This window comes from Paraburkholderia kururiensis JCM 10599 = LMG 19447 (assembly GCF_003986935.1).
Taxonomy (GTDB): Bacteria; Pseudomonadota; Gammaproteobacteria; order Burkholderiales; family Burkholderiaceae; genus Paraburkholderia; species Paraburkholderia kururiensis.
The window spans coordinates 184,919-198,338 of the sequence record NZ_RJZE01000013.1; the positions used below are offsets into that span (position 1 = coordinate 184,919).

Below are 13,420 nucleotides of genomic sequence, written 5' to 3' on the forward strand. Positions count from 1 at the left end.
ATGAAGTTTCGTTTTCCTGTCGTCATCATCGACGAAGATTTCCGCTCCGAGAACATCTCGGGCTCCGGCATACGGGCGCTCGCCGAAGCCATCGAGAAAGAAGGCGTGGAGGTGCTCGGACTCACGAGCTACGGCGATCTCACCTCGTTCGCCCAGCAGTCGAGCCGCGCGTCGTGCTTCATCCTCTCGATCGACGACGACGAACTGATGCTCGGCGAAACGGGCCCGGACGGCGAGTTGCCCGAACTCGCCACGGCCATCATCGAGCTGCGCGCGTTCGTGACCGAAGTGCGCCGCCGCAACGCCGACATTCCGATCTTCCTGTACGGCGAGACGCGTACCTCGCGCCACCTGCCGAACGACATCCTGCGCGAGCTGCACGGCTTCATCCACATGTTCGAGGACACGCCGGAGTTCGTGGCGCGCCACATCATCCGCGAGGCGAAGGTCTATCTCGATTCGCTCGCGCCGCCGTTCTTCAAGGAACTGGTGAAGTACGCGGACGAAGGCTCGTACTCGTGGCACTGCCCGGGTCATTCGGGCGGCGTGGCGTTTCTCAAGAGCCCGCTTGGCCAGATGTTCCACCAGTTCTTCGGCGAGAACATGCTGCGCGCCGACGTCTGCAACGCCGTGGACGAACTGGGCCAGCTGCTCGATCACATCGGCCCTGTTGCGGCCTCCGAACGCAACGCCGCGCGCATCTTCAGCGCCGACCACCTGTTCTTCGTGACCAATGGCACGTCGACCTCGAACAAGATCGTCTGGCACGCCACGGTCGCACCGGGCGACATCGTGCTGGTGGACCGCAACTGTCACAAGTCGATCCTGCACGCCATCATGATGACGGGCTCGATTCCGGTGTTCCTCACGCCCACGCGCAACAACTTCGGCATCATCGGTCCGATTCCGCGCGACGAGTTCAAGCCGGAGAACATCCGCCGCAAGATCGAGGCGAACCCGTTCGCGCGCGAGGCGCTCGCGAAGAATCCGAACCTCAAGCCACGCATCCTGACCATCACGCAGAGCACCTACGACGGCGTGATCTACAACGTCGAGATGATCAAGGACCTGCTCGGCGACATGCTCGACACGCTGCACTTCGACGAAGCCTGGCTGCCGCACGCCGAGTTCCACCCGTTCTACCAGGACATGCACGCCATCGGCGCGGGCCGTCCGCGCACGGGCGCGCTCGTGTTCGCCACGCACTCCACGCACAAGCTGCTCGCGGGCATCTCGCAGGCGTCGCAGATCGTCGTGCAGGACTCCGAGAACAGTACGTTCGACCGCCATCGTTTCAACGAGGCGTATCTGATGCACACGTCCACGAGCCCGCAGTACGCGATCATCGCGTCGTGCGACGTGGCCGCCGCGATGATGGAGCCGCCGGGCGGCACGGCGCTCGTGGAGGAATCGATTGCCGAAGCGCTCGATTTCCGCCGCGCCATGCGCAAAGTGGACGCCGAGTACGGCGACGACTGGTTCTTCAAGGTCTGGGGTCCTGAAGAACTGGCCGAGGAAGGCATCGGCTCGCGCGAAGACTGGATGCTGCGCCCGAACGACCGCTGGCACGGCTTCGGCGCGCTGGCCGAAGGCTTCAACATGCTCGACCCCATCAAGGCGACCATCATCACGCCGGGGCTCGACGTGGACGGCGAGTTCGGCGAGAACGGCATTCCCGCGGCCATCGTCACGCGCTACCTGGCGGAGCACGGCATCATCGTCGAGAAGACGGGGCTCTACTCGTTCTTCATCATGTTCACCATCGGCATCACGAAGGGCCGCTGGAACTCGATGGTGACCGAACTCCAGCAGTTCAAGGACGACTACGACAACAACCAGCCGCTGTGGCGCGTGTTGCCCGAGTTCGTGGCGCAGCATCCCGCGTATGAGCGCATCGGCCTGCGCGACCTGTGCGAGCAGATTCACAGCGTGTACCGCGCCAACGACATCGCCCGCCTCACGACGGAGATGTACCTCTCGAACATGGAGCCCGCGATGAAGCCCTCGGACGCGTTCGCGAAGCTCGCGCACCGCGAGGTGGACCGCGTGCCCATCGACCAGCTCGAAGGCCGCGTCACGACCGTGCTGCTCACGCCGTACCCGCCGGGCATTCCGCTGCTCATTCCGGGCGAGCGCTTCAATCGCACGATCGTCGAGTACCTGCGCTTTGCGCGCGAGTTCAACGAGCGCTTCCCGGGCTTCCATACGGACATTCACGGGTTGGTCGGCGAGATGATCAACGGCCGCATCGAGTACTTCGTGGATTGCGTGCGCGACTGATGGGCGAGCGGAAACACTTCGGCGGTGCAACGACAGGCCGCCTGCTCGACGCGGCCCGGCGGTTCGCCCGCGACGCGCGCCGGCGCGCGAGGCCGGTCGCCGTTGCGGTTGCCGCTACCGGCGGTATCGCGCTCGCCGCCGTGCTGGCTTTGCCGCTGCCCGGTTGGGTCAGTGCCGCCCATGCCGAAGTCGCCGCGGCCGACCCCATCGACGCCGCGATGCGCGCGTGTTCGGCGCGCGCCGACATGTCGTCCACCTCAGGGCAGGTGCAGTGCATGGATACGGCTCGCGCCGCATGGAAGGGCGCGACCGACATCGCGTACCGGCAGCTGACGACCAAAGGACCGGACGCGCGGCGCAAGGGCTGGGAGGACAGCCAGAAGCGCTGGAGTGCCTGGCGCGACGCGGAAAGGCCGCTGTTGCAGGCGGTGTTCGCGACGACGCACGGCACGGCCTACGTGCTGTCGCAAGCCGACATGGAACTGCAGCCGGTGCGCGACCGTGCATTGATGCTGCGTGCGGAAGCTGCGAGAACCGATTCGGTCAACACGCCGCCCGGCTCACCCGGCTGCGGCGGCGACGCGCAGTGCGAACACGCGGAGTTCGATCTGAACCGCTACTATCGCCGGCTCTACGTGCGCATGCCGGCGCGTTCGCGCGCTGTGCTCGTGCGGGCCGAACGCGCGTGGCTTGCGTATCGCGACGCCACGACACCGCTCGTCAATGCACGCAGCCGGCTCGACCTCATCGGCGCGCGGGTGGCTACGCTCAAGCGTTTGTCGGAGACGGTGGGCAACGATTGATTTCGGGTAGCGGGGCGTGACGCCCACAATGCGTCCGTCCATGTGAAAAGGGCGAAGGTGCTGCGTTCGCAGTCCTTCGCCCTTTTCGTTGGCGCGTTTCAGCTTGAGCGCCGCTCGTTCAGCTTCGTGCGCGGCGCGTGACGGGTCTTCTCAACCTCACTTCCCAAGCGCGGCCCGTGCGGCCTTCACTGCCGCCAGCACCTGCGCCGGCGCCGTGCCGCCCGGATGATTGCGGCTCGCCACCGACCCTTCCAGCGTCAACACGTCGAAGACGTCTTCGCCCAGCAGATGCGCGACCGCCGGCAGTTCGCGGCGCATGTCGTCGAGCGACAGGTCCGCCAGATCGCAGTTGCGGTCCACGCAGATGCGCACCGCGTGCGCCACGGCCTCGTGCGCGTCGCGGAACGGCAGGCCGCGCTTGACGAGGTAGTCCGCCAGATCGGTCGCCGTGGAAAAGCCTTGCAGGGCTGCGGCACGCATCGCTTCCGGACGCACGCGAATGCCCGCGGCCATTTCCGAGAAGATGCGCAGCGTGTCGGCTACCGTGTCCACGGTGTCGAAGAGCGGTTCCTTGTCTTCCTGGTTGTCCTTGTTGTAGGCAAGCGGCTGGCCTTTCATGAGCGTGAGCAGCGCCATCAGGTGGCCGTTCACGCGGCCGGTCTTGCCGCGCGCCAGTTCCGGCACGTCGGGGTTCTTCTTCTGCGGCATGATCGACGAGCCCGTGCAGAAGCGGTCCGCCAGATCGATGAAGCCCACGCGCGGGCTCATCCACAGCACGAGTTCTTCGGAGAAGCGCGAGACGTGCGTCATGACGAGCGCGGCGGCGGCGGTGAATTCGATGGCGAAGTCACGGTCCGAGACCGCATCCAGCGAGTTCGCGCAGATACCGTCGAAGCCGAGGGTCTTCGCCACCGCGTGACGGTCGATCGGATAGCTCGTGCCCGCGAGCGCCGCTGCGCCGAGCGGCAGGCGGTTCACGCGCGTGCGGCAGTCGCGCATGCGCTCGGCGTCGCGCGAGAACATTTCGACGTAGGCCAGCAGGTGATGGCCGAACGTGACGGGCTGCGCCACCTGCAGGTGCGTGAAGCCCGGCATGATGGTGGCCGCGTGCTGCTCCGCGAGGTCGATGAGCGCGGTGCGCAGATCGGTGAGCAGCCCGCCGATGCGATCGATCTCGCCGCGCAGCCACAGGCGGATGTCGGTTGCGACCTGATCGTTGCGCGAGCGGCCCGTGTGCAGCCGCTTGCCCGCGTCGCCGATCAGCGCCGTGAGGCGCGCCTCGATGTTCAGGTGCACGTCTTCGAGATCCAGCTGCCATTCGAACTCGCCGCGTTCGATTTCGCCCTTGATCTGCGCCATGCCGCGCTGGATGGCGGCGAGGTCGTCGGCGCCGATGATGCCTTGCGCGGCGAGCATCGACGCATGCGCGAGCGACCCTTCGATGTCGACGAGCGCCAGCCGCTTGTCGAAGAAGACCGACGACGTGTAGCGCTTGACGAGCTCCGACATCGGCTCCGAGAAGCGAGCCGACCAGGCTTCGCCTTTTTTGTGCAGTTGGGACGTCATGATGTTGGCAGTGAACGTGCGGTGCGAGGCCGCGTACAGGGAAGAGCTCGCCGCGGTGGCGCGGTGCGGACTGCGGCGCGAGGAAGTCGCAGATTTTAACATCGCGCGACGCAGCGGCCGGCGGCGGGCCGCCACGCGCACACGGTTGCGCCCACCGTCAACGCGGGGCGCGTGCCACGAGCACCACGAGCTTCAGGTCTTCGCGCTGGGCGGGCTTGAGGGTGATCTGGTCGTAGGCGAGCCGGCCCGCGCGCGGATGGTTGAATTCGCGCAGACCGCCTTCGCGCTCGCCCACGTCCTGCGACGCCCAGAAGCGCGCGAAGTCGTCGCTTGCCGCGGCGAGGGCGTCGATCAGCGCGCGCGTGGGCGCGTCGTTGAGGTGGCGGATGGAATCGGCGCGAAATTCCGCTACGAGGCGCCGCGCGCGCGTTTCCCAGTCGACGATCAACTCGCGTGCAGGCGGCGCCGTGAACGTGAAGCGCAGCAGGTTGCGCGCTTGAGCGTCGGTCGTGCCTTCATCGAGCCAGCCTACGAACAGGTCTGCGGCCTGCCTGTTCCACGCCAGCGCATTCCATTGCCGGTCCAGCACATAGGCCGGCGAATCCACGAGCTTCACCGTTTCGAGCAGCGCGGCGGGCGCGTCCGTCGCGGCCGGGTCCGGCTCGGCAGGGTCGCGCTGCGCGGCCAGTTCGAACAGATAGGCGCGTTCGGCGCGCGAGAGTTGCAGCGCGACGGCGATGCGTGCGAGCGCGTCCGCAGAGGCCGACACCGGCCGGCCCTGTTCGATCCAGGTGTACCAGGTGGGGCTCACCCCGCACAGCTGCGCCACTTCCTCGCGACGCAGCCCGGGCGTGCGCCGGCGCGGACCGGGCGGCAGTCCCACCGCATTCGGCGAGAGCCGTTCGCGGTGGGCGCGGATGAATTCGCCGAGCGCGCGCGCGGGCGTGGGATCGAGCGTTTTGGCCGTGGAGGACGAATGGGAGGAACTCATCGCAGGCAGCGGGTGGTGCATGAAACGGTGAACGAACGTATGACAGGTGCTGGAGATACCAGAATAACTGCTTAACTTGTACTGGTACCAGCCGGCGCCTATTGTAGCGGCAGATGAGGCGTGTGGCGGCCACCGAGTGCACGCCGCGCGCGTTCATCCACAAAAAGCCGTTCTCACACCAACCCTCCGGGAGAGCCAACCCGGGAGAAGGAGCATTCGATGAAGCATCACGACCAGGTGGCCGATGCATTCGGCTCGACCGCCGCCGCCTATCTCACGAGCCACGTGCATGCGACAGGCGCCGATCTCGAAACGCTTGCCGCCACCTTCAAGGCCACCTGCGGCGGGGCCACCGTGCTGGACATGGGGTGCGGCGCGGGGCATGCGAGCTTCGCGGTGGCGCCCCACGTGCGCGAAGTGGTGGCCTACGACATTGCGCCGCCCATGCTGGCCACCGTCGCGGCGGCGGCCAAAGAGCGTGGCCTGTCGACCGTTCGCGTGCAGCAGGGCGCGGCGGAGAGCCTGCCCTTTGCGGACGCGTCGTTCGACTGGGCCATCAGCCGGTTGAGCGCGCACCACTGGCGCGACGTGCGAAAGGCGCTCGCGGAGGTGCATCGCGTGCTGAAGCCGGGCGGCCGCGTGCTGTTCATCGATGTGGCGGGCGTGGACGATCCGCTCTTCGACACGCATTTCCAGGCCGCCGAAGTGCTGCGCGACGGCTCGCATATCCGCAACTACCGCGCCGACGAATGGCTCGCGTTTTTCCGCGACGCGGGCTTCGAGGCGAAGGTGCGCGAGCGCTGGCGCATTCCCATCGAATTCGCGACGTGGATTGCGCGCATGCGCACGCCCGAGGTGCGCGCCGTCGCCATCCGGTCGCTGTGGGCCAGCGCACCCGACGAGGTGCGGCAGTACTTCGAGGTACAGGAGGACGGCTCGTTCAAGCTCGATGCGCTGATGATCGAGGCGCGTAGGCAGTAAGGGCGAAGAGAAGGCGCAGTGAATGCACAGTAAATGCGCAGTGAAGGCTGTGCAGAAAGGCGGGGGCCGTCGTCCGGGCCGCGCGCAAAAAAGCCCGGCGCGCAAACCGCTGCGCACCGGGCTTCGCTGACTGCGCCCCTCCTGCCTTAGGCCGCCTCAACCCGTATTACGCAGCCCCGCCGCAATCCCGTTGATGGTGAGATGGATGCCGCGCCGCACGCGCTCGTTCGTGTCGCCGGCGCGGTGCCGCTTGATCAGCTCCACTTGCAGGTGGTTGAGCGGGTCGAGGTAAGGGAAGCGGTTCTTGATGGAGCGCGCGAGCAGCGGGTTGTCCGCCAGCCGCTCGCCGTGGCCCGTGATCTCCGAGAGCACGCGCGAGGTGCGCTCCCATTCGGCCACGATGCGGTCGAACACGCGCTTGCGCAGCTTCTTGTCGGCGACGAGTTGCGTGTAGCGCGACGCCACGGCGAGGTCGGTCTTCGCGAGCACCATGTCCATGTTCGAGAGCAGGTTCGCAAAGAACGGCCACGTGCGGCTCATCTTCTTGATGAGCGCGAGGCGCCGGGCGCGCTCGGCGTCGCTGCCCGCTTCGTCGAGGTAGGTGCCCACCGCGGCGCCGAAGCCGTACCAGCCCGTAATCAGCAGCCGGCACTGGCCCCACGAGAAGCCCCACGGAATGGCGCGCAGGTCTTCGATTTTGCGGTGCTTCGGGTCTTGCAGCTTGCGCGACGCGGGCCGGCTGCCGATGTTCAGTTCCGCGATTTCTGCGATCGGCGTGGCCGAGAAGAAGTAGTCGGTGAAGCCCGGCGTTTCGTAGACGAGCGCGCGGTACGCGGCCATCGCCGTGTCCGAGAGCTGCTGCATCGTGGCTTCGAACTCGGGCAGCTGCGCGGGCGCATTGCCGTGCGGCAGCAGCGACGCTTCGAGCGTGGCAGCGACCACCGTTTCGAGATTGCGTCGGCCGATGTCGGGGTTGCCGAACTTGCTCGCAATCACCTCGCCCTGTTCGGTGAGGCGGATCTGCCCTTCGACCGTGCCCGGCGGCTGCGAGAGGATGGCCTGGTAGGTCGGGCCGCCGCCGCGTCCCACAGTGCCCCCGCGGCCGTGGAAGAGCCGCAGTTTCACGCCGCGTTCCTTGAAGAGCGACACGAGCGCGAGTTCGGCGCGGTAAAGCTCCCAGTTCGAGGTGAGGAAGCCGCCGTCCTTGTTGCTGTCCGAGTAGCCGAGCATCACCTCCTGCTCGCCGCCCTGGTGCTCGATGAGCGAATCGATGCCGGGCAGCGCGAGCAGGTCGCGCATGATGTGCGGAGCGTTGCGCAGGTCGGCAATGGTTTCGAAGAGCGGAATCACCATCACGCCGCCGCGCGCGGGCTCGTTCACGTGGCCGAGGCGCCCTTGCAGCAAGCCTGTTTCCTTTTGCAGCAGCATCACTTCGAGCAGGTCGCTCACCGTTTCCGTGTGCGAAATGATGTAGTTGCGCACGGCGCGCGCGCCGAACTTTTCGCGTGTCACGCGGGCCATTTCAAGCACGCCCAGTTCGCTCTTCGCCAGCTCCGAGTAGTCGAGATAGGGCGAGCGCAGCGGCCGCACCTGGGCCAGTTCGGCGAGCAGCACGATTAGCTTGTCGTCTTCGGAAAGCGACGCGTAGTCCGCTTCCACGCCCGCGCGCGCGAGCAGCTCGGCGACCACGGCCTCGTGGATGTCGGAGCTTTGGCGCAGGTCGATGCTCGCGAGGTGAAAGCCGAACACTTCCGAGGCGCGCGCGAGCGGCGCGAGCCGCGGCGTGGCGAGCGAGGCGCCGTAGTGCGCGGCGAGCGAGTCCATCAGCACGTGCAGGTCGCGCGTGAACTCGGAGGCGTCCGCGTACGGCGTGGCGCGAATCTGCGGCGCGCCGGGGCCCGCGCTGCGCAAATGCACGACGCCTTCGCCGAGGCGCACGCGCGCGCTCGCGGCAAGCCGCGTGTACATGCCGATGAGCGCGCGGCGATACGGCTCGTCCACGCGATGCGGCGACTGGTCGGGCGAGGCGGCCGCGAGCTTCTTCAGATCGTCGCTGGCACCTGCGAGGAGATTGGACACGGAAAGCTCCGCGCCCAGCTTGTGAACCTGCTCCAGGTAGTGCTCGAAGATCACCGCCGCCTGGCGCGCGATGGCGTGCTCCAGCGTGGGCGCGGTGACGTTCGGATTGCCGTCGCGGTCGCCGCCGATCCAGCTGCCCATCTGGAAGAACGGCGGCAGCCGCGCGGGCAGGCCGTGCTCCTTGAGCGCCAGTTCGATGTCGGCATACAGCGCCGGGATCTCTTCGAGGAACGTGGCGTGGTAGAACGAGAGCGCGTTTTCGATCTCGTCGGCCACGGTCAGGCGCGCGTCGCGCAGCATGCGCGTCTGCCACAGCGAGGTCACGCGCGCGCGCAGCAGTGCCTCGTTCTGCGCGAACTCGCGATGCGTGAGCGGCTGGTCGCGCTCGGCGAGCAGCCGGGCGATGTCGTGCTGCGCATCGAGAATGCTCTTGCGCTGCACCTCGGTGGGGTGGGCCGTGAGCACGGGCACGATGAGCGCCTCGTTGAAGAACTGCTGGAGCATCGGCGTGGCCGCCGCGCCCGCGGCCACGAGACGCTCCAGCGAATGCGCCATCGTGCCCGGCTGCGGCACCGAACCGGCCAGATCGTGGATGCGGTGGCGCCGGTTGCGATGGCGGTCTTCGGCGATGTTCGCGAGGTGCGAGAAGTAGCTGAAGGCGCGCACCACGCTCACCGTCTGTTCCGGCGAGAGCGCGCGCAGCTTCTTTTCCAGGGCCTGGGCGGCGCTGCTGTCGTCTTCGCGGCGAAAGCGCACGGCCGTCTGCCGGATCGTCTCGACCACCTCGAACACCGCGTCGCCTTCCTGTTCCCGCACCACGTCGCCGAGCAGACGGCCCAGAAAGCGGATGTCCTCGAAGAGCGGCTTGTCCTTGTCCTCGCGGGTGCGGCCGTTGCGCTTCGCTGGAACCACCTCGCCGCCGGCCTTGCCGTTCGTCACGTCGTTGAGCGTGGCGGCGTCCGGTTTGGCCTTCTTGCCCGGCTTGGCCGCCTGGGGCGTCTTTGCCGTGCGGACGGCTTTTTTGGGCGCGGGGGCCGCGGCGGTGTTCGGTGAAGCGTTCAGCGATGCAGTGTTGCGGCGCGCGGCGCGCGCCGATCCGGAAGACGTCACGATGGGTTTCCTCGGGAAAGCCAGGGTCTGTTGATGAAAGACTGCCAACTACAGGACAACGACATGCCAACGACATGGCAACGACGGGACAAACTGCGCAACCAACTCAGGACCAACTACGGGAACTACGGGCGGACTGCCATTGCGCTGCGGGAGAGGAGGCCGGGAGCGGCCAGCGGGAGCTTCGCGCGCGTCACGCCGCGACGCATCATCGCAGAGCCCTGGGCACGTTGCGCGAACGGTCGTGCGTGGTGGTCTGCGATGTGCGGCGGAGGTAGGCCGCAGGCGGCAAGGAAGGTCAAGGCGGCGGCAAAGGTACGCAAAGGCGCGTGCTAACATTGCCCGTTATCCGATCTCCCAAGCCACCCCGCCTTGCGATGTCTCCTGCAATGAACTCCGAGCCGTTATCCGTGCAACCGCCCCGCACGCTTGTCATCGCTTCGCGCGAGAGCCGGCTCGCCATGTGGCAGGCCGAACACGTGCGCGGTGCGCTGCACAAATTATATCCATCTTGCGACGTCCGAATCCTCGGAATGACCACGCGCGGCGACCAGATACTCGACCGCACGCTCTCGAAGGTGGGCGGCAAGGGGCTGTTCGTGAAGGAGCTCGAAAATGCGCTCGCGGACGGCCGCGCCGATCTCGCGGTGCACTCGCTCAAGGACGTGCCCATGGAACTGCCGGCCGGCTTCGCGCTGCCCGTCGTCATGGAGCGCGAGGACCCGCGCGACGCCTTTGTTTCGAACGACTACGCATCGCTTGCCGATTTGCCCCCCGGCAGCGTGGTGGGCACATCCAGCCTGCGGCGCGAATCGATGCTGCGCGCCGCCTGGCCGCATCTCACGGTGAAACCGTTGCGCGGCAATCTCGACACGCGGCTTGCCAAGCTCGACCGCGGCGACTACGCCGCGATCATTCTCGCTGCGGCCGGCCTCGTGCGGCTGGGGCTGGCCGACCGTATCCGGGCGCGGCTCGATCCCGAAGACAGCTTGCCCGCGGCGGGGCAGGGCGCGCTCGGCATCGAGATCCGCGCGGATCGCGCCGAACTCGCGGCCTGGCTCGCGCCGCTGCATCACACGCATACGGCGCTCGCCGTGGAGGCGGAACGCATGGTGTCGCGCGCGCTGGGCGGCAGCTGCCAGGTGCCGCTGGCCGCCTACGGGTACTGGCACGACGGCGCGCTGCATCTGCGCGGCAAGGTGGCGACGCCGGATGCGACCCGCGTGGTCGAGGCGCGCGCGTCGGCTTCCGCTGCAACCGTGGATCGTGCCCTCGAACTCGGCCGCGAAGTGGCCGATGCGCTGATCGGACAAGGCGCGCTCGACATCGTGCGTGCGCTGGAAAGCGCGGCGGCGCCGGAAGGCAGCACCGACACCGATGACAAGCGCGGCAATAGCCGTGGCGCTACTGACGGTAAGTCCGGCGGCACGCCCTGAACGCCGCGACGGCCCGAGCCATGACCGCGATCCGTCCGCACCCACGAGGCGCCCACCCATAAGCCGCCAATAAGCCGCAAACAACCAACCCCATGACCGGACCCACCAGCGAACCATCCGAAGGAACCCCGGGCGCGCGGCACGGTGCGCGCTTCACGGCGGTCATCACGCGACCCGCGGGCCAGTCGGCGAGTCTCCTTGTGCGGCTTGCCGAGGAAGGCATCGACGCCCTCGAATTCCCGCTCATCGCAATCGGCCCGGCCGCAGACGAAGCGCCGCTGCGCGAAGCGTTCGCCTCGCTCGACCGTTACGCGCTCGTCGTGTTCGTGTCGCCCAACGCCGTCGACCACGCGTTCGCCCGCTACGGCGCGATCTGGCCGCATGCGCTGCCCATCGGCGTGGTGGGGCCGGGCAGCGTGGCGGCGCTAGCCCGGCACGGCGTGGCGGCGCCCGCTTATCGCGTGATCAGCCCGGCGCAAGCGTCGTCCGACGACGACGCGGCCCGCTTCGATTCCGAAGCGCTCTTCGCCGCGATCGAAACGACCTTGGGCGAGCGCGCGCTCGAAGGAAAACGCGTGCTGATCGTGCGCGGCGACGGTGGCCGCGAGTGGCTCGCGGAGCGGCTGCGCGAGGCAGGCGCCGAGGTTCAGCCGGTCGCGGCCTATCGGCGCATCGTGCCTGAGCCGTCCATCGCCGCGTGGGACCGCGTGCACGCGCTTCTCGCCGGCAAGCCGCACGTGTGGCTCGTCACCAGTTCCGAAGGCGTGCGCAATCTCGACGAACTCGCGCGCGAGCATCTCACCGCAGGCGAGCTTGCCGCGCTCAGGCGTGCGCCGCTCGTCACGCCGCACCCGCGCATTGCCGAGACGGCGCGGGGATTGGGTTTTGATAGCATTACGGTGTCCGGCGCGGGCGACGAGCGCATCGTCCGCGCCCTGCGCGCAGCGGTTCCTGCCGCGGCTCATCCTGCAGCGGAGCCTGCAGTTCATCCCGACGTTAAACCGGTCACGACCAACCCGGCTCACTCACGCATGACTGATTCGAACGACTCGAACAACACTTCGTCCCAGCGAGGCGCAACGGCACCGGTGCAGCCGGGTTCGCCCTCCGCCCCGCCCGTCAACGCACCGTTCACGCCCTATGAAGCCCAGAAGCCGCGGCGCGGCGCAAGCGGGCCGCTGCTGTGGTTTGTCGTCGTCGTGATCGCGTGTGCGGCGGGCGTGGGCGGCTTTGCGCTCAACCGCAAGGTCACGCGCATGGACGAGCGTCTCGTGCAACGCCAGCAGGCCAACGACGCACAAACGGCCGAACTGCGCGTGAAGACGGATCAGGCCGTCGCCACGGTGCATCAGATGGATTCGCAGGTTGCCCAGCTCGAAGGCAAGCTCGCGGATGCGCAGAACGCCCAGCAGGCGCTCGCGCAGCAGTACGCGGACCTCGCGCGCAATCGCGACGACTGGACGCTCGCCGAAGTGGGCCAGATGCTCTCGAGCGCGAGCGAGCAGCTGCAACTCACGGGCAACACGCAGCTCGCGCTTTTCGCGCTGCAAAGCGCCGACCAGCGGCTCGCCGCTTCCGATGGTGCGCAGGCGCTGGCTGTGCGCAAGGCCATTGCGCAGGACATCGACAAGCTGAAGGCCGCGCCTTCCACCGATCTCACTGGCCTCGGCATCAAGCTCGACAACGCCATTGACGCCGTGGATTCGCTGCCGCTCGCGGGCGAAGCGCCCGTCGCGCACGCGAAGCCGCAGGCGCCCAAGCCTGCCGATACGGCGAAACTGGCCGCCGCCACCGGCGAGCCGCGCTGGAAAGTGTGGCTCCAGTCGTTCGCGACCGGCATCGGCCATCAGCTGACGAGCCTCGTGCAGGTGCGCCGCATCGACAACGCCGACGCCATGCTCGTCGCGCCCGACCAGGGTTATTTCGTTCGCCAGAACGTGAAGCTGCGCCTGCTCTCGGCGCGCATCTCGCTGCTCTCGCGCAACCAGGCCGCGCTGAAGTCCGACCTGCATGCCGCGGATGCCGCGCTCGCCCGCTACTTCGACAACGCCTCGAAACAGACCCAGACCGTGCGTGATCTCGTGAAACAGGTGGACGCGGGCTCGCCCGCCGTCGAGCTGCCGAACCTGAACACGAGCCTGCAGGCCGTCCGTCAATACCGGAGCCGGGGGTAA

8 protein-coding genes are annotated in these 13,420 nt (G+C 67.7%); 5 read left to right on the forward strand and 3 right to left on the reverse strand.

Annotated features, from left to right (window positions below; translation table 11 throughout):
• Entirely contained in the window at window positions 1-2,280 is a 2,280-nt protein-coding gene (locus PKKP23_RS17470; RefSeq protein ID WP_126877824.1) for an arginine/lysine/ornithine decarboxylase, read from the forward strand.
• A complete protein-coding gene (locus tag PKKP23_RS17475) occupies window positions 2,280-3,083 on the forward strand; it encodes a lysozyme inhibitor LprI family protein (RefSeq protein ID WP_126877825.1) in 804 nt (267 codons plus the stop codon). Before PKKP23_RS17470 ends, PKKP23_RS17475 begins: the two co-directional genes overlap by 1 nt.
• 156 nt (window positions 3,084-3,239) lie before the next feature.
• Here PKKP23_RS17475 and argH read toward each other — a convergent pair whose 3' ends face one another.
• Both argH and PKKP23_RS17485 read right to left on the reverse strand, forming a co-directional pair.
• Window positions 3,240-4,649: an argininosuccinate lyase gene (argH, locus tag PKKP23_RS17480; protein WP_126877826.1), complete on the reverse strand. Its 1,410-nt coding sequence runs from the start codon at window positions 4,647-4,649 to the stop codon at window positions 3,240-3,242.
• A gap of 157 nt (window positions 4,650-4,806) precedes the next feature.
• Window positions 4,807-5,640, reverse strand: coding sequence for a helix-turn-helix transcriptional regulator (locus tag PKKP23_RS17485; protein WP_017773193.1), 834 nt, complete (start codon window positions 5,638-5,640; stop codon window positions 4,807-4,809).
• Between the two features lie 219 nt (window positions 5,641-5,859).
• On the opposite strand from PKKP23_RS17485, the gene PKKP23_RS17490 reads away from it, so the two are divergent.
• Complete coding sequence (locus PKKP23_RS17490) at window positions 5,860-6,621, forward strand: class I SAM-dependent methyltransferase (protein ID WP_126877827.1); 762 nt, start codon at window positions 5,860-5,862, stop codon at window positions 6,619-6,621.
• Between the two features lie 156 nt (window positions 6,622-6,777).
• Here PKKP23_RS17490 and ppc read toward each other — a convergent pair whose 3' ends face one another.
• Window positions 6,778-9,810 carry a phosphoenolpyruvate carboxylase gene (ppc, locus tag PKKP23_RS17495; protein WP_126877828.1) on the reverse strand — a complete coding sequence of 1,011 codons (3,033 nt, stop codon included), beginning with the start codon at window positions 9,808-9,810 and terminating at the stop codon, window positions 6,778-6,780.
• Between the two features lie 389 nt (window positions 9,811-10,199).
• On the opposite strand from ppc, the gene hemC reads away from it, so the two are divergent.
• Window positions 10,200-11,246: a hydroxymethylbilane synthase gene (hemC, locus tag PKKP23_RS17500; RefSeq protein ID WP_126877829.1), complete on the forward strand. Its 1,047-nt coding sequence runs from the start codon at window positions 10,200-10,202 to the stop codon at window positions 11,244-11,246.
• A 92-nt stretch (window positions 11,247-11,338) separates the two neighbouring features.
• Window positions 11,339-13,420 (forward strand): fused uroporphyrinogen-III synthase HemD/membrane protein HemX, encoded by a 2,082-nt coding sequence (gene hemDX, locus PKKP23_RS17505; RefSeq protein WP_126877830.1) that lies wholly within the window; start codon window positions 11,339-11,341, stop codon window positions 13,418-13,420.